The sequence below is a fragment of the Sphingopyxis witflariensis genome (assembly GCF_002205635.1).
GTDB classification, from domain to species: Bacteria; Pseudomonadota; Alphaproteobacteria; order Sphingomonadales; family Sphingomonadaceae; genus Sphingopyxis; species Sphingopyxis witflariensis.
Window position 1 is genome coordinate 210,217 of the sequence record NZ_NISJ01000006.1, and the last position, 22,649, is coordinate 232,865.

General features: G+C 64.0%; 21 protein-coding genes and 2 tRNA genes. 11 read left to right on the forward strand and 12 right to left on the reverse strand.

All coding sequences use genetic code 11. From position 1 onward, the window contains the following. Positions 1–23 precede the first annotated feature (23 nt). The 5 genes from CDQ91_RS13030 to CDQ91_RS13050 form a co-directional block, all read right to left on the reverse strand. Entirely contained in the window at positions 24–1,241 is a 1,218-nt protein-coding gene (locus tag CDQ91_RS13030; protein ID WP_088473192.1) for a dihydroorotase, read from the reverse strand. Then, positions 1,238–2,233 carry an aspartate carbamoyltransferase catalytic subunit gene (locus tag CDQ91_RS13035; protein ID WP_088473147.1) on the reverse strand — a complete coding sequence of 332 codons (996 nt, stop codon included), beginning with the start codon at positions 2,231–2,233 and terminating at the stop codon, positions 1,238–1,240. The genes CDQ91_RS13030 and CDQ91_RS13035 overlap by 4 nt, the downstream gene beginning before the upstream one ends. A gap of 13 nt (positions 2,234–2,246) precedes the next feature. After that, positions 2,247–2,564 carry a DUF1294 domain-containing protein gene (locus tag CDQ91_RS13040; RefSeq protein ID WP_237245974.1) on the reverse strand — a complete coding sequence of 106 codons (318 nt, stop codon included), beginning with the start codon at positions 2,562–2,564 and terminating at the stop codon, positions 2,247–2,249. Between the two features lie 10 nt (positions 2,565–2,574). After that, positions 2,575–3,036, reverse strand: a complete 462-nt coding sequence (ruvX, locus tag CDQ91_RS13045) for a Holliday junction resolvase RuvX (RefSeq protein WP_088473148.1) — start codon at positions 3,034–3,036, stop codon at positions 2,575–2,577. A 162-nt stretch (positions 3,037–3,198) separates the two neighbouring features. Continuing rightward, positions 3,199–4,512, reverse strand: coding sequence for a DUF3089 domain-containing protein (locus CDQ91_RS13050; protein WP_088473149.1), 1,314 nt, complete (start codon positions 4,510–4,512; stop codon positions 3,199–3,201). A gap of 174 nt (positions 4,513–4,686) precedes the next feature. On the opposite strand from CDQ91_RS13050, the gene CDQ91_RS13055 reads away from it, so the two are divergent. The 5 genes from CDQ91_RS13055 to CDQ91_RS13075 all read left to right on the forward strand — a co-directional run bounded on the left by CDQ91_RS13055 (position 4,687) and on the right by CDQ91_RS13075 (position 10,748). Then, the gene (locus CDQ91_RS13055) at positions 4,687–6,450 is read left to right on the forward strand and encodes a DUF4153 domain-containing protein (protein ID WP_088473150.1); all 1,764 of its coding nucleotides are present in this window, start codon (positions 4,687–4,689) and stop codon (positions 6,448–6,450) included. A gap of 204 nt (positions 6,451–6,654) precedes the next feature. Further along, positions 6,655–6,957, forward strand: a complete 303-nt coding sequence (gene gatC / locus CDQ91_RS13060) for an Asp-tRNA(Asn)/Glu-tRNA(Gln) amidotransferase subunit GatC (protein WP_088473194.1) — start codon at positions 6,655–6,657, stop codon at positions 6,955–6,957. 124 nt (positions 6,958–7,081) lie between these two features. Then, a complete protein-coding gene (gene gatA, locus CDQ91_RS13065; RefSeq protein ID WP_088473151.1) occupies positions 7,082–8,578 on the forward strand; it encodes an Asp-tRNA(Asn)/Glu-tRNA(Gln) amidotransferase subunit GatA in 1,497 nt (498 codons plus the stop codon). 107 nt (positions 8,579–8,685) lie between these two features. Beyond that, complete coding sequence (gene gatB, locus CDQ91_RS13070; RefSeq protein WP_088473152.1) at positions 8,686–10,158, forward strand: Asp-tRNA(Asn)/Glu-tRNA(Gln) amidotransferase subunit GatB; 1,473 nt, start codon at positions 8,686–8,688, stop codon at positions 10,156–10,158. An 89-nt stretch (positions 10,159–10,247) separates the two neighbouring features. Next, positions 10,248–10,748 (forward strand): hypothetical protein, encoded by a 501-nt coding sequence (locus CDQ91_RS13075; protein ID WP_144036770.1) that lies wholly within the window; start codon positions 10,248–10,250, stop codon positions 10,746–10,748. A gap of 21 nt (positions 10,749–10,769) precedes the next feature. On the opposite strand, the gene CDQ91_RS13080 is transcribed toward CDQ91_RS13075, so the two are convergent. The 3 genes from CDQ91_RS13080 to CDQ91_RS13090 all read right to left on the reverse strand — a co-directional run bounded on the left by CDQ91_RS13080 (position 10,770) and on the right by CDQ91_RS13090 (position 13,622). Further along, positions 10,770–11,540, reverse strand: a complete 771-nt coding sequence (locus CDQ91_RS13080) for a hypothetical protein (RefSeq protein ID WP_088473154.1) — start codon at positions 11,538–11,540, stop codon at positions 10,770–10,772. A 71-nt stretch (positions 11,541–11,611) separates the two neighbouring features. Then, the gene (locus CDQ91_RS13085) at positions 11,612–13,300 is read right to left on the reverse strand and encodes an amidohydrolase (RefSeq protein WP_088473155.1); all 1,689 of its coding nucleotides are present in this window, start codon (positions 13,298–13,300) and stop codon (positions 11,612–11,614) included. 115 nt (positions 13,301–13,415) lie between these two features. Beyond that, positions 13,416–13,622 carry a hypothetical protein gene (locus CDQ91_RS13090; RefSeq protein ID WP_088473156.1) on the reverse strand — a complete coding sequence of 69 codons (207 nt, stop codon included), beginning with the start codon at positions 13,620–13,622 and terminating at the stop codon, positions 13,416–13,418. A 170-nt stretch (positions 13,623–13,792) separates the two neighbouring features. Between CDQ91_RS13090 and CDQ91_RS13095 the strand changes: the two genes are divergently transcribed. After that, positions 13,793–13,877 (forward strand) — tRNA-Leu (locus CDQ91_RS13095). Between the two features lie 99 nt (positions 13,878–13,976). Further along, a complete protein-coding gene (gene tig, locus CDQ91_RS13100; RefSeq protein WP_088473195.1) occupies positions 13,977–15,578 on the forward strand; it encodes a trigger factor in 1,602 nt (533 codons plus the stop codon). A gap of 87 nt (positions 15,579–15,665) precedes the next feature. Here the strand turns inward: tig and CDQ91_RS21955 are convergent, their stop codons facing one another. From CDQ91_RS21955 to CDQ91_RS13110, 3 genes are all read right to left on the reverse strand, one after another. Then, positions 15,666–15,854, reverse strand: a complete 189-nt coding sequence (locus CDQ91_RS21955) for a GIY-YIG nuclease family protein (RefSeq protein ID WP_336579926.1) — start codon at positions 15,852–15,854, stop codon at positions 15,666–15,668. A 9-nt stretch (positions 15,855–15,863) separates the two neighbouring features. Continuing rightward, entirely contained in the window at positions 15,864–16,004 is a 141-nt protein-coding gene (locus CDQ91_RS21960) for a GIY-YIG nuclease family protein (RefSeq protein WP_336579927.1), read from the reverse strand. Between the two features lie 64 nt (positions 16,005–16,068). Continuing rightward, the gene (locus CDQ91_RS13110; RefSeq protein ID WP_088473157.1) at positions 16,069–16,686 is read right to left on the reverse strand and encodes a DNA-3-methyladenine glycosylase family protein; all 618 of its coding nucleotides are present in this window, start codon (positions 16,684–16,686) and stop codon (positions 16,069–16,071) included. Positions 16,687–16,786: 100 nt separating this feature from the next. Between CDQ91_RS13110 and CDQ91_RS13115 the strand changes: the two genes are divergently transcribed. Continuing rightward, positions 16,787–17,104 (forward strand): 2Fe-2S iron-sulfur cluster-binding protein, encoded by a 318-nt coding sequence (locus tag CDQ91_RS13115; protein WP_088473196.1) that lies wholly within the window; start codon positions 16,787–16,789, stop codon positions 17,102–17,104. Between the two features lie 105 nt (positions 17,105–17,209). On the opposite strand, the gene rlmB is transcribed toward CDQ91_RS13115, so the two are convergent. After that, positions 17,210–17,983 (reverse strand): 23S rRNA (guanosine(2251)-2'-O)-methyltransferase RlmB, encoded by a 774-nt coding sequence (gene rlmB / locus CDQ91_RS13120; RefSeq protein WP_158213674.1) that lies wholly within the window; start codon positions 17,981–17,983, stop codon positions 17,210–17,212. A 79-nt stretch (positions 17,984–18,062) separates the two neighbouring features. Here rlmB and CDQ91_RS13125 point away from each other — a divergent pair. From CDQ91_RS13125 to CDQ91_RS13135, 3 genes are all read left to right on the forward strand, one after another. Then, positions 18,063–18,148, forward strand: a tRNA-Tyr gene (locus CDQ91_RS13125). A 197-nt stretch (positions 18,149–18,345) separates the two neighbouring features. Then, complete coding sequence (locus CDQ91_RS13130; protein ID WP_088473159.1) at positions 18,346–19,557, forward strand: tyrosine-type recombinase/integrase; 1,212 nt, start codon at positions 18,346–18,348, stop codon at positions 19,555–19,557. Positions 19,558–19,995: 438 nt separating this feature from the next. Next, positions 19,996–21,750: a ParB/RepB/Spo0J family partition protein gene (locus CDQ91_RS13135; RefSeq protein ID WP_272897617.1), complete on the forward strand. Its 1,755-nt coding sequence runs from the start codon at positions 19,996–19,998 to the stop codon at positions 21,748–21,750. Positions 21,751–22,649 lie beyond the last annotated feature (899 nt).

The following is a 22,649-nucleotide window of genomic DNA, read 5'->3' on the forward strand; positions in this document are numbered from 1 at the left end:
GGATTGCCGCTGAGCGCGGGCCCCTAGCGTATCCGCTGGCCGCCCTTCCACATAGCGGTGGCGCGGCCCTGGACGGGCATGCCGTCGAAGGGGGTGTTGCCGGCCCAGGCCGCCATCTTCTTCGCATCGACCTGCCACGGCGTGTCGGCGTCGACGAGGATGAGGTCGGCCTCCATGCCTACCGTCAGGCGGCCGGCGTCGACGCCAAGCAGGCAGGCGGGGGTGCGTGCGAGTAGTTCGAACAGACGCCCCGGCGAGACATGACCGTCGCGGACGAGGTTGAGGCCGAGCGCGAGCAGGGTCTCGGCGCCTGCCATGCCGGGCTGCGCCTCGGCGAAGGGGAGGCGCTTGTCTTCGGGACCGCGCGGGTCGTGGCCTGACGACAAGATGTCGATCGTGCCGTCCTTGATCGCGGCGAGACAGGCGTGGCGGTCATCCTCCGACCGCAGCGGCGGCGACAGGCGCGCGAAGGTGCGGAAATCGCCGATCGCAGTGTCCGAAAGGAAAAGATGCGCGGGGGTGATGCCGCAAAGGACGGGCAGCCCCTTCGCCTTGGCCGTGCGGATCAGGTCGAGGCCGCGCGCGGTGGTGACCTGGCGGAAATGGACGGGCGCACCGGTTTCTTCCACCAGCATCAGATCGCGGGCGATCGCGATCGCTTCGGCGATGGCGGGTGCAGAGGCGAGGCCAAGGCGGGTCGCCATTTCGCCGTCGGTCGTGACCGCGCCGGCGGTGAGTCCTTCATCTTCGGCATGGATGATCGTGACGAGGCCGAGCGAGGCGGCGTAGCTGAGTATGCGGCGCATCACGCCGCTATCGGCGATGCGCGCGCGGCCGGTGGCGATCGCGCGCGCGCCTGCGCCCTTCATCATGCCGATTTCGGCGAGCTCCTTGCCCGCAAGCCCCTTGGTCGCGGCAGCGACGGGGTGGACCCACAGGTCGGGCTTGCCGCCCTTTGCTGCTCGCTCGACCAGGCCGGGGTCGTCGAGGCGCCCGGCGTCGGGCATCAGCGCCGCGCGGGTGATGCCGCCGAAGTGAAAGGCGGGCTTGTCGGTCGCGAAGACGCCCAGATCGATGATGCCGGGGGCGAGCCACTGGCCCTTGGCGTCGACGGTCTCGCTGCCCTCGGGAAGCTCAGTCGGGTCAATTTCGGCGATGCGGCCGTCTACTGCGAGCAGGCTGCCCGGACGCGGCGTGTCGCCGTCGATCAGCTGGGCGTTGACGATGTGGAGCGGCGTCACGCCCATCCCGGTATCTTTCGTTTGCGGCGGGTCAAAATGTCGAGGCAGGCCATGCGGACGGCGACCCCCATTTCGACCTGCTCGGTGATGGTCGAGCGGACGGGATCGTCGGCGACGCTGCTGTCGATTTCGACCCCGCGGTTCATCGGGCCGGGGTGCATGACTATCGCATCGGGCTTCGCTTTTTCGAGGCGTTTCGGCGTCAGGCCATAGAGCGCATGATATTCGCGTGCGCTCGGCAGATAAGCGCCGTCCATGCGTTCGTTCTGGAGGCGGAGCATCATCACGACGTCGGCGTCCCTGATGCCTTCATTCATGTCGGTGAAGGTGGTGACGTGCATCCGCTCTATCGCGGGCGGGGTGAGCGTCGGCGGCGCGACGACGCGCACTTCATTGCCGAGCAGGGTCAGCGCGAGGATGTTCGAGCGTGCGACGCGACTGTGAAGGACGTCGCCGCAGATCGCGATGGTGAGGCCCTCGACCTTACCCTTACGGCGGCGGATGGTGAGCGCGTCGAGCAATGCCTGCGTCGGATGCTCGTGGCGGCCGTCGCCGGCGTTGAGTACGGGGCAGTCGACCTTGTCGGCTATCAGCTGGACCGCACCCGAGCTTTGATGGCGGATGACGAGGGCGTCGGCGCGCATCGCGTTCAATGTCATCGCGGTGTCGATCAGCGTTTCGCCCTTTTTCACGCTCGACTGCGCGGCGTGCATGTTGACGACGTCGGCGCCGAGACGTTTTCCGGCGATTTCAAACGACAGCAAGGTGCGCGTCGAATTTTCGAAAAAGGCATTGATGATGGTGAGGCCAGCGAGCGCATCGTCATGCTTTGCGGCGCCCGCGCGGTTCAGATCGACCCACTGTTCGGCGGCGTCGAGAACGTAGGAAATTTCCCACGGGGTGAGCTGGGCGATGCCGATCAGGTGGCGATGGCGAAAGGCATCGCCGCCGGGCGGATAGTCGCTGACGGGTCGGGTTTTTGCGATTGTCATTAAAGCCGAGCCTCTATGCAGGATCAGGCAAATAAGCAAGCATTGCCGCGACCAGCGGCCCAAGAAATCCCGACGCCCAAAGCGCGAGCAGGATGATTTCGAGGGCGAGAATGACGATCATTTGCGTCGCGAACGGCTGCTTGCGCGTCTTGTGGCGGACGAGGCGCGAAGCGGCGTAGGTGCCGAATGCGCCGCCGAAAAAAACCCAGCGGAGAAGTGTGCTTTCGGAAATGCGCCGTGCGCCCGCCTCGGCGCGGCGTTTGTCGACGACCATCAAGCCGAAGGCGATGCCGTTCGCGACGCCAAGCCAATAGAGGATATATTCGGTCAACCGCGCACCATCACGGGCGGGTCAGTGCGTCGATGGCGCCTTGCAGGATGAAGGCAGCGGCGGCGCTGTCGATGCGTTCGGCGCGTTTGGCGCGGCTGACGTCGGCAGCGATCATCGCGCGCTCGACCGCGGCGGTCGACCAGCGTTCATCCCACAGCAGGAGCGGCAGGCCGAGCGGCACGAGGTTGCGCGCGAAGGCGCGGGTGCTTTGGGTGCGCGGGCTGTCGGTGCCGTCCATGTTGAGCGGCAGGCCGACGACGAGACCGACGATCGACTGTGCTGCGACGAGCGCCTTCAGGATTTCGAGGTCGGCGGAGAATTTCTTGCGGATGATTGTCTTGTCGGGGGTCGCGAAGGCCCAGTTCGCGTCGCAAAAGGCGACGCCAATGGTCTTGGTGCCGACGTCGAGGGCCATGAGGCGGCCGCCGTTCGGCAGCGCTGCGGCGAATTCGGGGGCGGCGGTGGTAATCATGGAGTGGGCTCTATCAACCAAATGTCGTCATTGCGAGGAGCGAAGCGACGCGGCAATCCAGAGGCGGTTCTGCGCAACTCTGGATTGCTTCGCTGCGCTCGCAATGACGAGGTGTTGGGAGGCGATGCCGCAATAGATAGCGGGTCCCGAATGGACCCCGGATCAAGTCCGGGGTGACGACGAAGGGGGCGGGGGTGACGAATTGGCGGGGGTGGGCGCCAGCGTGACGGGAATGGCCGCCACTGCAGGCGGAACGGGCGAGGGTTTCCCCTCGAATGTCGCCAGCCGGCGCAGCACGTCGGCGCGGACGTTCGCCCAAAAGAGGGTGATGTCATAGACATGGTAATTGTTACCCGGCAGCACATAGCCCGCGACGACATAATTTTTCGCAATGTCGCCGTCGCCGATCATCAGCAGGCCGCGCGCGTCGTCGCATTGGGCGCCGATCTTGCCCGCGACCAGCGATCCGCTCTTGAAGCCCGTGGTGGGCTTCAGCGTGCCGAGATTGGTATCAGGCGTCGCCCCGGCGTCGGGGGTGCCGGTGATCGGGTTGGTGCACAGCATCCGCGTGCCGGCGCGCGGGCGGCCGTCGAAGCCGATCGTGCCGTCATAGGCGCCCAGGACCATTTCGGGGTCGGCGGGCGCCGCGAAGCTCACCCAGCTGAGGATGCAGCCTTTTTGCTCCGGCGTCTGGCATGCGGGAAGGCCGAGGCCCGCCATGTCGGTTTCGACCGAGATCGGCCAGCCAACGGCATAGACCGCGACGATGCGCTTGGCGAGCGGGGTGCCGACAATCTTGTTCTTGAGCAAAGTAGTGAGGTGGAGCGCGCCCTGGCTGTGGCCCGCGAGAATGATCGGCTTATTCTTGGGCTGCGCGGCGATGAAGGCGTCGAACGCCTGTTCGACATCCTGATAGGCGGCGTCGATCGCCTTGCCCGCGGTGACGCGGTCTTCGGCGAGGAAGGCGCCGAGGGTCGCCTGGCGATAGCGCGGCGCCCAGATGTCGCCGGCGTCGGCAAAGGCGCTCGCCATGCCCTGAACGAACAAATTGGCGCGGTGATCCGAATCGCGATCCGCAAGCGGGGCGTTCCAGCTTGAGCGGCTGTAATAGCTGGTCGGGTGGACGAAGAAGACTGCGGCGTCGCCCTTGGGCGGCGCGTCGGCGGTGGGTTGGGCGGCATTGGCGGGCGGAATGAGCTGGTCGCCGCGCTGTGCTTCGGCGCTGTCGGGCGACGGCGTGCGGGCGTTGACGACTTCGGGGCGCCAGCCCGAGGGGTTCTTCTCCATCCCGGGCCGCGCGAACCACATTTTGGGGTCGTCATAGGCGTTCGGCGTCACCGCGGCCTGCGGCTTGAATTCGGCGCTGGGGACGAAGGCGGTGCGCGCGATCCAGCCTGGATAAAGCTGATACACAACCCCGGCGGCGAGGATGAGGATGATGACGGCGGCGATGAAGTAGAGGAATTTGCGGGCCATTGGGGCTCCATGAGGCGAGGGAGAGGTTTCGGCTTCTGTATCCGCTCGTGACGACGGCTTCAAATAACGTGTCATGCCGAACGTGTTTTAGCATCCATAGCCTGAACGCGCGCCTTTAGGCCATGGATCCTGAAACAGGTTCAGCATGACGATGTTACGCGATAGGCTGAGGCCATGACCGACGCTTCATCATCCATCGCCCCCGATTCGCCGCTTCCCGTGTCAGCGCGGCTCAACGACAGCGATCCGCCGTGGCCGCTGCGGCCGTGGATCCTGGCGGCGATCTGCGCCGTCGCAGGGTTCTTGTTCCACATGCTCGTCGATCGCCAATATGTCGCTGAACCGGCGCCGTTGCTCGACGGGCTCGCGGCGTTCGTGGCGATTTCGACCATTGTTTTCGTGCTGGGGGTCGAACTGCGCCGCTGGCAGTGGGCGGCGGGTTTCGCGCTCCTGTGGGGTGCGGTGATGGGGCTGATCGCGTCGCAGGCGGCGGCGTATAATATACAGGGTTCGCCGATCGAATGGCCTTTCTGGTCGGGACTGCTCGCGGTGCTGGTCGCGACGCCCCTATTCCAGACGCGGCGCGATGTCGCACCCGACTGGCGCTTCTGGAAGCTGTGGCAGATGCCGTACGAGCGGCTGCACAGCCATGCGTGGACCGATGCGGTGATCGGCGCGGCGAGTCTGGCATTCGTCGGGGTGAGCTTCCTGCTCGTCCTGCTGATTTCGGAGATGTTCCACCTGATCGGGATCGATGTGATCCGCGACCTGCTCAACGACGAATGGTTCGGCTGGATGCTCGCGGGTGCGGCGTTCGGAGGCGCGGTCGGGCTGTTGCGTGAACGCGACAAGCTGGTTTCGACGCTCCAGCGGCTGGTGATGATCGTGTTGGCGGTGCTCGCGCCGGTGTTGGCGGCCGCGCTCGTGATCTTCCTGCTGTCGCTCGCGGGAACTGGCCTGCAGAAACTCTGGGATTCAGGCTTTTCGACCGCGGCGTTGATGATGGCGGCGGGCGCCTTTGCGGTACTGCTCGCCAATGCCGTGATCGGCAATGGCGCCGAGGATCGCCCGGCGAACCACATACTGCGCTGGGCCGCGCCGGTGCTGGCGGTCGCGGTGCTGCCGCTGGCGAGTATCGCCTTTTATTCGATGTATTTGCGCATCGGCCAATATGGCTGGACGCCTGAGCGTATCTGGGGGGTGATCGCGGCGGTGATCGCGGTGGCTTACGGGCTGGTGGGTCTGTGGGCAGTGGTAAAGGGGCGGCGCGATTTCGACGATCTGCTGCGGCCGTTGCAGCAGAGGCTGGCGATCGGGCTTATGCTGCTCGCTGCCTTCCTCGCGCTGCCGATCGTCGATTTCGGGGCGATTTCGACGCGCGACCAGATGGCGCGGCTGAAGTCGGGCGCGATCTCGACCGAAAAGTTCGATTGGGCGGCGATGGCATTTGATTTCGGGCCAAGCGGGCGCGCGGCGCTGAAGGAGTTGACGAAGTCGCCGCAAAAGGCGCGCGCCGACGCGGCGAAGCTGGCGCTGGAGACGAAAAATCGCTGGGACCTCGGCGGGCCGCGCGGTCCGGCGCTGATGAAGCCCTTCGCCGAGCGGTTGCGGGTGTTCCCCGCGGACCGCCCGCTGCCCGCCGACGCACTCGCGATCGTCTCAGGCAGTTATATGTGCCAGCGCGCGAAGGCGTGCGTCGCGGTATGGCTGGCCGATGACCGGATCGGGGTGATGGGGCAGAATGAGCCCGGCGAGACGACGAATTTCGACTTCGTGATGCGGAACAAGGAAGGGCGATGGGTGCAGGGCGACCTGACCCGCGACACGCGGCCGAAGCGGCCCGAGATCGACCTGTCGAAAGCGACGATTGAGGTCGAGACGGTGCAGCAGCGGCGCATCCTGGTGAATGGCGTGCCGGAATCGGGGACTTTTGAGTGAATTGATCCTCCCTGTCGCGCAGCGATGGGGAGGTGGCGGCGCGAAGCGCTGACGGAGGGGCTGATTGCGCGAGGTCGCGGCCCCTCCACCATCCGCTTCGCGGACGGTCCCCCTCCCCATGACTTCGTCACAGGGAGGATCAGGAAGGTTGAAGCGCCGGGGCGGGGATGCTAGCGGCGCGGCTTCGTTAAAGTTAGGATGATCATGTCAATCGATCAGGCAACAGTAAGGAAAATCGCGTCGTTGGCGCGCATCGCGATCAGCGATGCGGAGGCCACCGCGATGGAAGGCGAATTAAACGGTATCCTCGGCTGGGTCGAACAACTCGGCGAGGTCGATGTGACCGGGGTCGAGCCGATGACTGCGGTGATCCCGAACAGCCTGCGGCTGCGCGACGACGTCATCAACGCCGACCCGCTGACCGGCGGGAACCGCCGCGACGATGTGCTGGCCAATGCGCCGGCGCCGCAGCATGGTTTCTTTGGCGTGCCCAAGGTGATCGAATGATGGAACATCATTCGATCATCCCGGACAGCCGCCGAGCGGCGACCGATCCGGGATCCAGAAACGAGAATTTGGGCGCTTTGACGCTCTGGGCCCCGGCTTTCGCCGGGGAACGGTGAGAAACGAAATGACTGACCTGACCAACCTTACCGTCGCCGGAATCCGCGACGGCCACCGCGCGGGCGATTTCAGCGCCGTCGAAGTCGCCGAGGCGTTTAGCGCCAATGTGGCGGGCGCGAAGGCGCTCAACGCGTTCATCGTCGAGACCCCCGAGCATGCGCTGACCGCCGCGAAGGCGGCCGATGCCGATCGCGCCGCGGGGACGCTGAAACCCCTGTCGGGCGTGCCGATCGGGATGAAGGATTTGTTCGCGACCAAGGGCGTGCAGACGACCGCCGCGAGCCACATGCTCGAAGGCTTTGTCCCGCCCTATGAATCGACCGTCAGCCAGAAATTGTGGGACGCGGGCGCGGGGATGCTGGGCAAGCTGAACCTCGACCAGTTCGCGATGGGGTCGTCGAACGAGACGAGCTATTTCGGCAATGTGATTTCGCCCTGGCGGCGCAACGATGGCGGCCCAAATCTTAAAGACCGGGCCGCGCTTGCGCCGGGCGGGTCTTCGGGCGGTTCGTCGTCGGCGATCGCGGCGCGGCTCTGCCCCGCGGCGACGGGGACCGACACCGGCGGCTCGATCCGCCAGCCCGCGGCCTTCGTTGGCATCAGCGGGATCAAGCCGACCTATGGCCGCTGCTCGCGCTGGGGCATTGTCGCGTTCGCCAGCTCGCTCGATCAGGCAGGGCCGATGGCGCGCGACGTGCGCGACTGCGCGATCATGCTCGAAGTGATGGCGGGTTTCGACGCCAAGGATTCGACCAGCCTCGACCTGCCGGTGCCCAATTGGGAAGCGGCTTTGTCGAGCGATCTCAAGGGCAAGAAGGTTGGTATTCCCAAGGAATATCGCCTCGAAGGCATCGACCCCGACATTGACGCGATGTGGGACGCCGGGATCGCGATGCTGAAGGATGCGGGGGCCGAGGTCGTCGAGATCAGCCTGCCGCACACGAAGTACGCGCTTCCGGCCTATTATATCATCGCGCCCGCCGAAGCGTCGTCGAACCTCGCGCGCTATGACGGCGTGCGCTATGGTTTGCGCGATCTGCCGCAGGGCGCGGGGTTGCAGGACATGTATGCCGCGACGCGCGCCGAGGGTTTCGGACCCGAGGTCAAGCGCCGCATCATGATCGGCACCTATGTGCTGTCGGCGGGCTTCTACGACGCCTATTATACCCAGGCGCAGAAGGTGCGGACGCTGATCGCGCGCGATTTCGAGCAGGCTTTTGCAAGCTGCGACGTGATCCTCGCGCCGACCGCGCCGTCGGCGGCGTTCGGGCTGGGTGAAAAGACCGCCGATCCGTTGTCGATGTACCTCAACGACGTGTTCGCGGTGCCCGCGAGCCTTGCGGGACTGCCCGCTATGTCGGTGCCCGCAGGGTTGAACCGCGAAGGGCTGCCGATCGGGCTGCAGATCATCGGCAAGGCTTTTGACGAGCAGGGCGTTCTCAACGCCGGGCTCGCGATCGAAGAGCGGGCCGGGTTTACGGCGCGCGCGGAGAAGTGGTGGTAAGTTTTCTACCCCGTTTGCCCTGAGCTTGTCGAAGGGCCGTACTTTCTATCCGACGCTTGAAGAAGGACGGTCCTTCGACAAGCTCAGGACGAACGGAATTTAGGGCAATGAGTAATTCAACGTACCGCATCAAGGGTGAAACCGGCGAGTGGGAGGTCGTGATCGGCCTCGAAGTTCACGCCCAGATCACGACCAACGCCAAGCTGTTTTCGGGCGCCGCAACGGCGTTCGGGGCCGAGCCGAATACGCAGGTGTCGCTGGTCGATGCCGCGATGCCCGGCATGCTTCCGGTGCCGAACCGCGAATGCGTCCGCCAGGCGGTGCGCACGGGCATGGCGATCGAGGCGCAGATCAACAAATATTCGCGGTTCGATCGGAAGAATTATTTCTACGCCGATTTGCCGCAGGGCTATCAGATTTCGCAGCTTTATCATCCGATTGTCGGGGAAGGTTCGCTGACGATCGAGGCCGATGAAAAAGCCGGATTGCCTGAAGCCAAGGTGATCGGGGTCGAGCGCATCCATATCGAACAGGATGCCGGCAAGCTGATGCATGACCAGCATCCGACGATGTCCTATGTCGATCTCAACCGCAGCGGCGTTGCGCTGATGGAAATCGTGTCGAAGCCCGACATGCGCTCGCCTGCCGAGGCCGGGGCCTATGTCCGCAAGCTGCGTGCGATCCTTCGCTATGTCGGCTCGTGCGACGGCAATATGGAAGAAGGCTCGATGCGCGCCGACGTCAACGTCAGCGTGCGTAAGCCCGGCGACGAATTCGGGACGCGGACCGAGACGAAGAATGTCAATTCGGTGCGCTTCGTGATGGCGGTGATCGAAGGCGAAGCGAAGCGTCAGGTCGCGCTGATCGAAAGCGGCGGCACGGTGGTGCAGGAAACGCGGCTTTACGATCCCGACCGGAACGAGACGCGCTCGATGCGGTCGAAGGAAGACGCGCACGACTATCGTTATTTCCCCGATCCCGACCTGTTGCCGCTCGAACTCGATGACGCCTTCCTCGCCGAATGTCGTGCGAGCCTGCCCGAGCTCCCTGATGCCAAGCGCGACCGTTATCTGGGGCTGGGGATTTCGGCGTATAACGCCGACGTTCTGACGGCCGAGGTCGAGGCGGCGCGCTGGTTCGACACTTTGCTTGACGCGGGCGCGAAGGGCCCCACGGCGGCGAATTGGGTGACGAGTGAATTGTTCGGCGCGCTCAACCGCATGGGCCGTGATCTGACCGATTCGCCGGTCTCGCCGCAGCAGGCCGCCGAATTGCTGGGCCTCGTCGCCGACGGCACGATTTCGGGCACCATCGCCAAGACGGTGTTCGAAAAGATGCTCGAGAGCGGCGACGGAGCCGCGGCGATCGTCGATCGCGAAGGCCTCAAGCAGACCAGCGACACGGGAGCGATCGAAGCCGAAATCGCGAAAATCCTCGCTGCCAATGCCGATAAGGTTGAGCAGTATAAGGGCGGCAAGGAAGCGCTGTTCGGCTTCTTCGTCGGTCAGACGATGAAGGCGATGCAGGGCAAGGCGAACCCGCAGGTTGTCAATGAATTGCTCAAAAAGGCGCTCCGCTGAGAGGCACGAGTGATCGGGTTCACAGCAAATTCAGTCGCTTCGTCATCATAAGTGCTTAAATTGGCACGAATATGATGACGAAGGGCAGAATGATGATGAAGCGGTCTTTGGCTTTGGTTGGGGTTTCGGTCGGCGGCGTTCTGGCATTGATGCTGGGCGGTGCGGCGAGCGCTGCGGGCGTGCCTGCGGTGAGCGACGGCTATGATTGGACGATGCGCGTTAATGATGAGGAACGCACGCAAAGCGCGATCCTCGCTTATGAAGTCGCCGACACCGACGACCAGCCGCTGAACTTCAGCTGCGAAGAGGGCGGAAATCGCATCTTTGCTGGTATTTCGGGCAATTCGCCTGACTTGGCCGCAATCGCGCTGGTCTCGGGCGACCAGAAACTGCGCCTGTCGGGCACGACCGACGTCGATGAAATTCCCTATTTTACTTCGCAGGAACTCGCGGGCGGATCGCCGTTCATTCGCGCCTTTGCGGCCAATGGATGGCTGCGCATGACCGCCGATGGTGCCGCCCGCGATATGGCGGCGACGGCGAACGGGAAACAGGCGATTCAGCGTTTCGTGCGTTTCTGCGCTGGCTGATACGGCGGGGTGGACGGCGCCTTAGAAGCGCCGCTGTCCCGCACCCCAATCGCCCATGTCGCACTGGCCCGAGAAATTGGTGACGGCCTGGATAGTGATGCGGCCCGAGCGTCGATCGACGGTCAGCTTGGGCTTGTTCATGCCATTGAGGCGATAGCTGCCGGTGATGCGATCCGGGGTGACGACCAGATTGTCGATATCCCACCAGCCATTGTCGCCGCCCGAATGGATTGGCGAGACGAGCTTGGGCCCAAGGTGGATGCGGCCGTGGTCGCCATAAAGTTCGATCTGGATGTCCGAATTGAAGCCCTCGGCGCTGTTGCCGAGCTGATTGCTCCATTCCCATTTATGCTTCCGCGGGTTCCAGTTGTAGCTCGGTCGGTTCGTTACGGTCGGGCGGGTGCCGGCGCCGTAGCAGACGAGAACGAGCGAGTTCGCGTCGCGATAACCGGGCTCGCTGCGCTGAACATCATGGTCGGCGGGGGGTGTATAGGCATCCGCACGGCCGCCGCTCTGGCAATTTTCGGCCGGGACGGCAGTAATCGCCGAATAGCGGCCGTCCGCCGTCGCGACCGAGATGCAGCGGCCGGTGCGGGCGTTCCACCAGAAGGTGTAGCGGGTGTCGCGCACGACATTCCCGCCGCGGCTTTCATAGCCGCGCGCGAGCAATTGCGTTTCACCGCCCGCGCCACGCGCGCCGACCAGATCGGCGACGTCGGGCGCTGATTGGGCGGCAGCGGTGAACGGCAGCGCGGAGGCGGCGAGGGCGAAAAACGTAACGGTCGAACGCATGGCGGCGGCTCCTGTTGAATGGCAGGCGCGCAGCTTACCAGTCAACGGGTGCCGACCAAAGGGCGATTTTCCTATTCCTTCGGACGCCAGGCAGAGCGACCATCCTTGATGGTTTCCAGCACCTTTATGTCCCGGATGCCATCGACGGGGGTCGTGAGCGGATTTTTGTCGAGGATGACGAAATCGGCGAGCAGACCGGGCTTGATGCGGCCCTTGCGGTCTTCCTCGAAAGCCTGCCATGCGGGGCCGGTGGTGAGGGCCTGGAGCGCGGCATAGGCGTCGATCCGTTCGTTGGGGCCGCTCACGACGCCGGTGGGCGAGACGCGCGCCATCGAGGTCCAGAGCATGAAGCGCGTATCGAGTGGGGTGACGCTGTAGTCGCTATGGTTCGACGGGGTCAGCCCGGCGGCGCGTGCCGAGCGGAAGGGGCTGATGAAATCGACGACCTCGGCGGCGAAGTTGGTACGGTGGACGTCGCCCCAATACCATGTGTGGTTCGAGAAATAGGCAGGGCCGACGCCGATGCGGGCATAGTCGGCGAGCTGGTCGCGGCGCTGGAACTGCGAGTGGATGACGATCGGACGGAGGTTGTTGGCCGCCGTGATGCCGATCGCGTCGAAGCCCTTGATCGCCATATCGATCGCGGCGTCGCCATTCGCGTGGACGAAAATCTGCCAGCCGCGGTCGTTGACCTTGCGCGCGAGCGTGTCGAACTCCTGCTGCTGGATGATCGGCTGACCGTGCCAGGGGTGCGCGCCGTCGGGGCCGCCGCGCGCATAGTCGCGGGTGAAAAAGGCGGTGCGCGCCTGCGGGCTGCCGTCGAGGAGGAATTTGATCCCCTGCAGCTTCACATGGCCTTGATAAGTGCCGAATTTGAGGTCGGGCTGCGCGAGTAGCGCCTCGAGACCGGCGTAAAAGGGCAGGAGCGCGAGGTCGATCTTCAGCTTTTCGCGCGCTGCCGGGCTGGTCAGAAAGGCGAGGTCGGCGGGCTGGGTCGCGCCGTCCTGCGCATGGGTATAGCCCTCGGCGAAATAGCGCTGCTGCGCGGCGTCGAGCCCCGCGAGCTTTTGCTCGACGGTGGGCTGCGGCATCGCGGGCACCATCGTGAACATCGCTTTTTCAAGCAGCACGCCGTTGAGGCGCCCGGCGTCGTCGCGCAGCATCAGCCCGCCCGGCGGCGGTTGGCTGGCGTCGGTCAGCTTGGCGGCGGCGAGCGCGGGGCTGTTGGCGACGAGACCGTGGAAGGAAATGTGGAACAGGACGATCTTGTGATCGGGCGAGACCGCGTCGAGTTCGCTGCGGGTGATGTGGCGCCGCTCGGTCAGCGCTTCCTCATTATATTGCATGACGACAACCCAGTCGCCCTTGGGGATGGCGCGGCGCGTGATATGGTCGCCGACCGCGGCCTGGAGTTCGGCGATGGTCTTTGCCGGCGGCAGTGCCCTGTCGCTGAGGTCGAGCGCACCCGCCATTTGCAGCGCGAAGGTGAAGTGCGAATGGGCGTCGATAAAGCCGGGGAGCATCGTGGCGCCCTTTAGGTCGCGGGTGACGGCATCCTTGCCCGCGGTCCGGCGCGCCTCCTTTTCAGAGCCGGCGAAAGCGATTCTGTCGCCGCGCGTCACGACCGCTTCAACCAGCTGCGGCGTGTCGCCGTCCATCGTGACGATCGGGCCGCCGCGATAGAGGACGCTGTCCTGCGCGATGGCGTGCGTCGCGGACGTCGCCAGAAGCAGCGCGATGGCGCCGGTCAATGTTTTCATTTTTGTCTCCCTCGTCGCCACAGTGGCGGGCGACGAGGGGATGGGTCAAGTCTTCCTTAGCAACCTATCATTCTTCCGTCCTGCGAAGGCGGGGTGACGAAAATGGGGAGGCGGGTCAGACCTGCTGCGGCGGCACCTCGTCGGGGCCGCGGCCGGGCTCGTCGATGTCACCGCCGCCGGGGCTGCCGGGGATTTCGAGGGGCTGGCCGGCCGGATCCTCCTGCGGTGTGGGCTGGACGGGATGTTCGGGCGGAGCCATTGGCTCGATCGTATCAGGCTTGGGTTTGGGCATCGGATCGGTGGCACTGGACGGGGCATTCATGGCATGTCTCCTTGCCCGATCAACGAACGGGCGGCGTCCATGTTCCACCGCTTCGACATCGCGGCGTTCCGCCCCTTGCCCTTGGCCGCGCGTCTGCTATAGCCCCGCGCGGCCCGCACGGGCAGGCGCGGTTTTGCGCGCGGCTCCTGTGCACCCGGCCGAAAGCTCCTGCGGGCGTGGCGGAATTGGTAGACGCGCTGGTTTTAGGTACCAGTATCGCAAGATGTGGGGGTTCGAGTCCCTTCGCCCGCACCAGTTCGTCAATGCCCATGGGGATGGGGCCGGGATAGGGAACTCCGCCATATTGGTCGGGGTTGTCGATACGAGATTTTGAGCAAGGATAAGACCAAGGCAATGAAGACCGTCGAAACGCTGAACGAAGGCCTGAAGCGCGAATATCGCGTCACGATCACCGCCAAGGATATCGACGCACGCGTCGATGACGAAGTGAAGAGCATGGCGCCGACGGTGCGTATGCCCGGCTTCCGCCCCGGCAAGGTGCCGCCGAACCTGATCCGCAAGATGCACGGACCGGCCCTGTCGGCCGACGCGCTGAACAAGGCGATCGACGCCGGCGTGCGCGATCTGATGGCGAAGGAAAAACTTCGCCCGGCGCTGCAGCCCGCAGTGACGCTGGCCGATGAGTATGAAGTCGGCAAGGATGCCGAACTGACTGTCGCGTTGGAAGTGCTGCCCATCATCGAGACTCCCTCGATCGACGGCCTGAAGCTGGAGCGTCTGACCGTTCCCGCCGACGACAGCGCCGTGATGGCGAAGATCGAAGAATTCGCCGCGCAGATGAAGCGTTTCGAAGAAGCGCCGAAGACCAAGAAGGCCGCGACTGGCGACCAGGTCATCATCGACTTCGCCGGCAGCGTCGATGGCGTCGCCTTTGACGGCGGCACCGGCGAAGACATGGCGGTCGAAATCGGTTCGGGTCAGTTGATCCCCGGCTTCGAAGATCAGCTGGTCGGCGTCAAGGTTGGCGACGACAAGGTCGTCAAGGTGACCTTCCCCGACGAATATCCGGTCGAGACGCTGAAGGGCGCCAACGCCGAATTCGCCGTGACGGTGAAGGAAATCAAGGTTCCCGCTGACACCAAGATCGATGACGAGTTCGCCAAGACGCTGGGTCTTGAAAGCCTCGACAAGCTCAAAGAGCTGATGAAGGACCAGGTCGAGCAGGAACTGAACGGCCTGACCCGCACCTATATGAAGCGCAAGCTTCTCGATCAGCTCGCCGCGAGCCATGATTTCGAAGTTCCGCCGTCGATGGTGGAAGCCGAATTCAACCAGATCTGGCAGCAGCTGGAACAGGAAGTCGCGCGCGAGGAAGATCCTGAAGCGGCGAAGGCCGAGCTGGAAAAGGATCGCGACGAATATCGCGATATCGCCGTTCGCCGCGTCCGTCTGGGCCTGCTCCTTTCCGAAATCGGTCAGGCGCATGGCGTGCAGGTTTCGAACCAGGAAATGCAGCGCCTGATCATGCAGGCGGCGCAGCAGTACCGTCCCGAAGATCGCGGTCGCTTCATGGAATATGTCCAGCAGGACGCGCTCGCCGCAGCCCAACTGCGCGCGCCGCTCTATGAGGACAAGGTCGTCGACTTCCTGTTCGAAAAGGCTGAAGTCACCGATCGCGAAGTGACCCGCGAAGAAATCGAAGCCGCGATCGAAGCCGAAGACGACGGCGGCCATGTCCATGGCCCGGGCTGTGGCCATGGCCATGATCACGACCACAAGCCGGCGAAGAAGCCAGCTGCGAAGAAGCCCGCAGCCAAGAAGGCTGACGTAGCTGAAGAAGCTGCTGAAGCTCCCGCGAAAAAGGCACCGGCAAAGAAGGCCGAAGCTGCTGCGGAAGACAAGCCTGCTGCGAAGAAGGCTGCTCCGGCGAAGGACGCCGAGGACAAGCCCGCAGCAAAGAAAGCCCCGGCCAAAAAGGCTGCGGACAAGAAATAAGCTTCGGCTGACACGACACAAAAAGGGCCGGGTGGAGGATGCTCCACCCGGCCCTTTTTGTTTTTAGGGATGAGACCCCTTCCTTCGTCATTCCCACGCAACCGGGAACCCAGAACAGTCTGGCGGATCAAAGCCGAAATCCTGGGTAAGGTCACGCCAGTCAGGATCGCTCTTCTCGATCAGATCGAGCTTCCATTGCCGATTCCATTTCTTGATTCGCTTTTCGCGCTGGATTGGCGCGTCCATCGTCGCATGCTGCTCGAACCAGACGAGCATCGTCACGCCCTATTCGCGGGTGAAGCCCGGGACGAGGTCTTCAAGGTGCAGATGTTTGCGTTGCAGAAGGTCGGACGTCACGCCGAGGTGGAGTGTGCCGTCGCGGCGCGACGCCATGAGGTAAATGGTGGGGCCGAAGTCCTGCCACATCGACGGCGCTATTGGGTTCCCGCTTTCGCGGGAAGGACGAAGATAGCGTGGTTGTGGTTCACCCTCAGATCACCGCCATATTATAGCAATGCCAACTGAAGATCGCCGCAGCTCCCCGGTGCGGGCGCCAATGTTCGGCCAGCACGCGGACCTGCTTTTCGCTCGGCCGGGCGTCGAGTTTCAGGATGCGGCCGACGGCTTCCTGCACCGCGAGGTCGCCGGCGGGCCAGATGTCGGGGCGGCCCTCGGCAAAGAGCAGATAGATTTCAGCCGACCAGCGCCCGATGCCCTTGACCTTGGTCAACAGCGCGATCGCCTCCTCGTCATCGGCGGGGAGGGCGCTGACGTCGAGCTCGCCGTCGAGGATCAATTGCGCGAGGCTTTTGGCATAGCCCTGCTTCTGTGCCGACAGGCCGCAGGCGCGTAGCGCGTCGAACTCCGCCGCCGCCATCACCTTGGCCGGGCAACCGTCGCCGAACGCCGCCTCCAGCTTGTTCCAGATCGAGGTCGCGGCGGCAACGCTGACCTGCTGGCCGACGATGGTGCGAAGCAGGGTGGTATAGCCGGGTTCGCGGATTCGCGGCTCGGGATAGCCCGCATGGCCCAGCGCGCGCGCGAAGTTCGAATCGATCGCGGCGAGCGCATCGATACCGCTGTTCAGCTTCTCCTGGCTGAGGCCCATCTTATATTCTCCTTTTGTTCCCATCGTTGCCAATAGCAACGCTTGATTTGCGTTGCAACGCGCGACATAGCGACCGCGAGAAACAGATATGGGATTGAGCATGGCCAAGCTGATTGTGGTGACGCGTGATGGTACCGAGCATGAGATCGAAGGCGATACCAGCCTGACCGTGATGGAAAATATCCGCGATGCGGGCTTTGACGAGCTGCTCGCGCTGTGCGGCGGCTGCTGTTCGTGTGCGACCTGCCACGTCCATGTCGAGGCAGGCGCGAAGGATCAACTGCCCGCGATGAGCGAGGACGAGAATGACCTGCTCGATTCGACCACTGACCGCGACGATAATTCGCGTCTGTCGTGCCAGCTGCCGTTCAGCGAGGCGCTTGACGGGCTGAAGGTGCGGATCGCCGTCGAGGATTGATCCTCAGGCATATTTTTACGTCATTGCGAGCGCAGCGAAGCAATCCGGGGTAGGGTAAGCCACCCTGGATTGCTTCGCTGTGCTCGCTATGACGACTATTTGGGCTTAGCCCCGACCCGCCATCGCCACTGCATAGAGCGCGATCGCTGCGGCGTTTGAGATATTCAGGCTTTCCATGCGCGGCGAGATTGGCAGTTTTGCCATCACGTCACAATGTTCCATGACATTGTGGCGGATGCCGTCGCCCTCGGAGCCGAGCACGAGGGCGACGCGGGTGCCGTCGAGCGTATCGGCGAGCGTCGTTTCGGTATTGCCCGTCAATCCGATGCGCCAATATTGGGCCTCGGCGATTTCCTCTAGTGCGCGCGACAGGTTGACGACGCGCACCCACGGCACGGTTTCAAGCGCACCCGATGCCGAACGCGCGATGACGCCGCTTTCGGGCGGGCTGTGGCGGTCCTGCGTCACGATCGCGGCGGCGTCGAAGGCGGCGGCTGAACGCAACACAGCGCCGATATTATGCGGGTCGGTGACCTGATCGAGAATCACCAGTGGCCGGCGGCTGTCGGCATCGAGCTCTGCCTGCAGCACATCTCCCAGATAGACGCCCTCGAGCGGATCGACCTCGATCACCAGCCCCTGATGCGGTGCGTCGCGAGCGACGAGTCGCGCAAGGTCGGTGACCTCGGCGTAGGAAACGGGAATCGACGGGGACAGATCGTCGATCTGCGCCAGCGCTTCGCGCGTGCCCCAGATTCGCTTGATCGTGCGTTCGGGGTTCTCGAGCGCCGCGAAAACGGCGTGACGGCCCCAAAAACGGATGGCCTGGCCGCGCGGACTTTGGCCGGCGGGGCGGCGATGACGGGAAATTTGTCTCATGAGGGCGCCTTTCCCATGACTGGCATTGACAGGCAAGCTTCGTTTCGCCATTGGACCGCTTCCCAAAGCGGGCCCCAATGGACAGGTGGCCGAGTGGTTAAAGGCAGCAGACTGTAAATCTGCCCGGGTTTCCGTACGCTGGTTCGAATCCAGCCCTGTCCACCATCCTCCCATCCGAGGATGTCCCCCAAACCCCCTAGAAATGGCAGAAAACCTAGCGTATCATCGCTGGGTTCGGTCCTCTGCATCCCATCCCATACCACTGCAGCTCAGCAAAAACTGGGGGAGGAATGTGGGGATGGATTTTTGGACCCTCGAGAATCGGCCTCCCAAGTGTGGGGATGAAAATCTGGGGTAACCCTATGAAAAAGCTTACAGCTTTCGCGATTAAGGCAGCTATGACACGTCCTGGTACCTATCAGGACGGTGACGGGCTGTTTTTGAAGGTAAACAAAAAGGGCGGAGCATATTGGCTTTTGCGTCTGCAACGCGACGGCAAGCGTCAGGACATCGGCTTGGGCAGCGCCAAGTTGCTCCCCCTCGCGGAGGCTCGGCAGAAAGCCTATGAACTTCGCAAGGCCATCAAGATCGATCGTCGCGATGTACTGGCCGAGAGGAAAGATGAAGCGGCGGCCAAACTGACATTCCGCGAAGCGGCGCGCCAATATCATACAGAGAATGCGGCAGGCTGGAAAAGTGCCATCTATGCCCGCCAATGGCTTGCCAGCCTCGAACGCCACGCCTTCCCGAAGCTGGGCGATGTTGCAACCGGGGGAATCGCCGCGGCGGATATCATCGATGTGTTGTTGCCGATTTGGCAGGAGATCCCCGAAACGGCGCGTCAGGTGCGCAACCGGATCTGCGTCGTCCTGGACTATGCGCACGCGAAAGGCTGGCGCTCCACCGAAGCTCCGTCCGGCAATGGCAGCTTGAAGGCGGGGCGCGGATTGCCCCGGCAGGTGAAGTCGCGGGAGAATCGCAAGGCGATGCCTTACACCGCGGTTCCTGCCTTCATCGCCGCTATGCGACAAAAGCCGGCTTTTGGCCGTCTCGCGCTCGAACTGCTCATCCTGACGGGTATACGCAGCCAGGAGGTTCGGCTTGCGACATGGAGCGAGTTTGATTTGGAGGGGCGCCTGTGGGCCATTCCCGCCGACCACATGAAGCGGGGCAAGGCTCATATGGTACCGCTATCTGACGCGGCTCTGGCGGTGCTGGCCAGAGCAAACGCGTTCCGGCTTCCAGACACGGATGTCGTTTTTCCGGGCGTGGCTGGAAAGCCGATGTCCGACATGACCCTGTTAAAAGTGCTGCGCGACATGAAGGAACCATTCCATGTGCATGGTTTTCGTTCCACTTTTACTGACTGGGCGGCCAACGAAGACTTTGCCGACGCCGTGGTAGAGGCGGCGCTGGCTCATAAGACACCCGACGCTGTGCAGGCCGCCTATCGCCGGACGACCTATCTCGGGACGCCAGCCCAGCCGGGTGCGCGCATCAAACTGATGGAAGCGTGGGGGCGCTATTGTGCCGGCGGCGCTGCCGCACCGGAAAATATGGTTTCGCCGGTCTAAACTGAGCGCGGCCACAATTGAGCGTACACTGGCGGCGGCAGGCTGCCGCCAGAGGTCGCGTGTTTGCACGGTTGGCAGCGCTGCGCTCTTCGCTCGCTGATCTTGGCGGAGCGGCGGCTAGGCACAGCTGCGCACGCACGCCGCCCCGCCTGCGGCTTCGCCAAGGGCGCGTTTGTTCCCCAGTGGTGACGCCGCGCTGATCGCGCGGCGGCGTTGCCGTTGGGCCGGCCACGGACAGCGTGTCGTTCGGCGCGCGGCTGTGGGACCGCTCGGCCATCGCGCAAGCCGCGCTTCGCGCGGCTCCTCTATTTCATTGCGGCCCTTCGGGTGCGCGCCGGCCTCTGGCGCGGTCCCTCTGCCTTTTCTCGCCGCCCGCCCCGCCGTCCGGGGCCGGGTGTGGTTGAAGAGAGAAGGAAGATTGTCATGTAACTCGATTTTATCGATCTCGATCATCTGTCGATTGCCGCCACCAATATGCGCGGGAAGGGCAAGGACCCCGAAGTCGCCGACCTGCTCCCGAGCATTCGTTCGCGGGGCATCCTTGTGCCGCTGCTCGTCCGGCCCAACTGCGCCGAAGGCCATTACGAAATTGTGGCCGGACGTCGACGCTTTACCGCCGTCAATGCCGTGGTGCGCGAAGGCGGGGCGGTGAAACCCATCCCGTGCGCGATCCTAGACGAAGGCGATGATGCCGATGCGCTGGAAGCGTCGATGCTCGAAAATCTCGCGCGGGTTCGGCCCGACGAGGTCAGCCAGTGGGAGAGCTTCGTCGCCTTGGTGAAGGCGGGGCGCAGCGTCGAAGAGGTGGCCGATACTTTCGGCTTCGAGCCGGGTGCTGTGAAGCGCATTCTCGCGCTCGGCAATCTGCTCCCACGCATCCGCATGCTCTATCGCGCCGGGCAGGTTGATGTCGGCACCGTCCGTCATCTGACCCTCGCGTCGAAGAGCCAGCAGAAGGCATGGCTTGGCCTGTTCGACGATGAAAGCGCCTATTGCCCGACGGGTCACCAGCTCAAAGCTTGGCTGTTTGGCGGCACGGCGATTGCGGTCAAACATGCGCTGTTCGACGTCGATGCATTCAAGGGCGGCATTGTCGCCGACCTGTTCGGCGAGGATCGCTTCTTTGCCGACGGCGATACCTTCTGGTCGGCGCAGATGGCGGCGATTGAGGCGTGCAAGGCCGACTATATCGATGCCGGATGGTCCGACGTGATCATCATGGAGCGCGGCCAGTGGTTCCGTGAATGGGATCATGCCCATGCTGGCAAGCGCAAGGGCGGCCGTATCTATGTTGAGGTTCGCGATAGTGGCGAGGTGATGTTCCACGAAGGGTTCCTGACCGCCAAGGAAGCGGCGCGAGGTGCGCGGGGCAGCGGTGAGGGTGACGCGGCAATCGTGAAGCCGACACGCCCCGAGGTGTCGGGTCCGCTCAATGCCTATATCGATCTTCACCGTCATGCAGCGGTTCGGGCCGACCTCGCGGGCCATGGCGTCGTAGCGCTCAGGGCAATGCTCGCGCATGTGATAGCGGGTGCCGATCTCTGGCGCGTCGATGTCGAGGCGCAGCGCGCACCGAAGGAAGAAATTGCCGAGAGCGTGGAAGGATGTTCGGCAGAGGCGGCATTCGACCTCAAGCGCCGCGCGGTGCTGGCCGTGCTGGGGTTCGACGACGAAGCGCCAACCGTCACAGGCAAGGATTTCCACCGGCCCCCTTTTGCGCCGCTGTTTACGCGGCTTCTCGAATTGCCCGATCCGGTGGTGATGGAGATTGTTGCGATCGTCATGGGCGAGACTTTGAAGGCGGGAAGCGAGGCGGTGGAAATGATCGGCCTCCATCTTGGCACCGACATGCGCCGTTACTGGTCGGTGGACGCGGCCTTCTTCGACCAGCTGCGCGACCGCGAAGTCTTGCTCGCCATTGTCGGCGAGGTTGCGGGCGAGGACGTTGCGGCAGCGAACGCCGGGGAGAAGGGGAAGGTGCTCAAGGCGATCATCGCCGATTGCCTTGGCGGGGAGAATGGCCGGGCGAAAGCCGAGCCTTGGGTGCCGCAATGGATGGCATTTCCGCCGTCGGCCTATACTGCGCGGGGCGGCGTTGGCAGTGTCTCGGCCGATGCGCGGGTGGGCGTGGAGATTGCCGCGAGCATCGATGCCGAAGGGCGGGGCGGGGAGGAGCCACCTCTCGCGGCCTGACCATTGGGGCGGGCGGCTGCGTGCCGCCCGCCCATTCTTGATTGATCGGGAAAATGGCGCGCCGACCCTGCGGGCCGGCGCGGCTTTGTCGTTTCGCTCGCGCCGAAGCCGTGATCGGCTTCGGCGCGGAAGAGAAAGAAAAAAGGCGGCGCGAAAAGTCGCGCCGCCTTAAACGATATCTGCATGGCAGAATATCGCCCCGCCACCGGACGAGAGCCTTGGGTCGTAATCAGCGACCGGCCGGTGGAAGACCGTGTTGCAGGGGCCTATGACCGCTGCCTGTCCTGTCCGATTGTACGAACGCGCCAAATCGGGAGGATTGCTCAGCCACTCATCGCATTCTTTCCAAAGTCGGTGCGCCCGGCCGATCCCCGGTGCACGATTGGCGCAGCGATCTGACTGGACGAAAGAGGCGGACGGTCGACTTGCGGACTTGTGCAACGCTTCGACGGCGCGGTGGTTTGCGCGGATATGCCTGTCCCGCCCTTCTTCCGATGTTTCTCTGATCCGATGCTGCCGGTGACCCTCTCGATCGGGCCGCAAGACCATCCCGGCGACGGGCGATTGGACCTGGACCGGCACGGCGCTCCGCGAAAGCGCGGCGGTGCGATTATGTCCCCGCCGGCTGTGCCGGCTCCTCGCGGCCGCTTCGCTGCAAATAATCGCGCCGTCGCGCTCCTCCGCTGCGCTGCGGCCCTGCAGGTGCGCGGGGCGCCTCATGCGCCGGTCTCTGGTCCGCCCATGTCGCGGGAATGGTCCTTGCGGCGATTATTGTCAATCGGCGTGCAAACGGGACCCCCTATCGGCGCGCAAAAGGGACCCCCTTTCACGATGGCGCAAGGTTGATCGGACACGCGCCTTTGCGCTGCGCGCGGCGTAGGGAGGGCGGAGCCCGACCG

Coding starts and splice junctions, on each gene's coding strand:
- ruvX (WP_088473148.1), bottom strand. CDS start 3,036: ATGATTACCACCGCCGCCCCCGAATTCGCCGCAGCGCTGCCGAACGGC.
- CDQ91_RS13075 (WP_144036770.1), top strand. CDS start 10,248: ATGATGATGAAGCGGTCTTTGGCTTTGGTTGGGGTTTCGGTCGGCGGC.
- rlmB (WP_158213674.1), bottom strand. CDS start 17,983: ATGAGACAAATTTCCCGTCATCGCCGCCCCGCCGGCCAAAGTCCGCGC.
- CDQ91_RS13080 (WP_088473154.1), bottom strand. CDS start 11,540: ATGCGTTCGACCGTTACGTTTTTCGCCCTCGCCGCCTCCGCGCTGCCG.
- gatB (WP_088473152.1), top strand. CDS start 8,686: ATGAGTAATTCAACGTACCGCATCAAGGGTGAAACCGGCGAGTGGGAG.
- CDQ91_RS13035 (WP_088473147.1), bottom strand. CDS start 2,233: ATGACAATCGCAAAAACCCGACCCGTCAGCGACTATCCGCCCGGCGGC.
- CDQ91_RS13110 (WP_088473157.1), bottom strand. CDS start 16,686: ATGGGCCTCAGCCAGGAGAAGCTGAACAGCGGTATCGATGCGCTCGCC.
- gatA (WP_088473151.1), top strand. CDS start 7,082: ATGACTGACCTGACCAACCTTACCGTCGCCGGAATCCGCGACGGCCAC.
- CDQ91_RS13090 (WP_088473156.1), bottom strand. CDS start 13,622: ATGAATGCCCCGTCCAGTGCCACCGATCCGATGCCCAAACCCAAGCCT.
- CDQ91_RS13050 (WP_088473149.1), bottom strand. CDS start 4,512: ATGGCCCGCAAATTCCTCTACTTCATCGCCGCCGTCATCATCCTCATC.
- CDQ91_RS13055 (WP_088473150.1), top strand. CDS start 4,687: ATGACCGACGCTTCATCATCCATCGCCCCCGATTCGCCGCTTCCCGTG.
- CDQ91_RS13085 (WP_088473155.1), bottom strand. CDS start 13,300: ATGAAAACATTGACCGGCGCCATCGCGCTGCTTCTGGCGACGTCCGCG.
- tig (WP_088473195.1), top strand. CDS start 13,977: ATGAAGACCGTCGAAACGCTGAACGAAGGCCTGAAGCGCGAATATCGC.
- CDQ91_RS13130 (WP_088473159.1), top strand. CDS start 18,346: ATGAAAAAGCTTACAGCTTTCGCGATTAAGGCAGCTATGACACGTCCT.
- CDQ91_RS21960 (WP_336579927.1), bottom strand. CDS start 16,004: ATGTGGCAGGACTTCGGCCCCACCATTTACCTCATGGCGTCGCGCCGC.
- gatC (WP_088473194.1), top strand. CDS start 6,655: ATGTCAATCGATCAGGCAACAGTAAGGAAAATCGCGTCGTTGGCGCGC.
- CDQ91_RS21955 (WP_336579926.1), bottom strand. CDS start 15,854: ATGCTCGTCTGGTTCGAGCAGCATGCGACGATGGACGCGCCAATCCAG.
- CDQ91_RS13115 (WP_088473196.1), top strand. CDS start 16,787: ATGGCCAAGCTGATTGTGGTGACGCGTGATGGTACCGAGCATGAGATC.